Source organism: Pseudomonas sp. R11F (assembly GCF_050312575.1).
GTDB classification, from domain to species: Bacteria; Pseudomonadota; Gammaproteobacteria; order Pseudomonadales; family Pseudomonadaceae; genus Aquipseudomonas; species Aquipseudomonas palleroniana.
This window is the reverse complement of record NZ_JBNPJU010000105.1, coordinates 1-203: the sequence shown is the minus strand read 5'-3', so window position 1 is coordinate 203 and position 203 is coordinate 1. Positions and strand designations below refer to the sequence as shown.

The following is a 203-nucleotide window of genomic DNA, read 5'->3' as shown; positions in this document are numbered from 1 at the left end:
GGTACGGTTCCTGGTTACCTGAAGCTTAGAAGCTTTTCTTGGAAGCATGGCATCAACCACTTCGTCATCTAAAAGATAACTCGTCATCAGCTCTCGGCCTTAAGATCCCGGATTTACCTAAGATCTCAGCCTACCACCTTAAACTTGGACAACCAACGCCAAGCTGGCCTAGCCTTCTCCGTCCCTCCATCGCAATAACCAGA

General features: G+C 48.8%; 1 rRNA gene. It reads right to left on the bottom strand.

What is annotated here, in order from left to right:
- Window positions 1–203 (bottom strand): 23S ribosomal RNA (locus ACQRBV_RS27615); the annotation flags it as partial.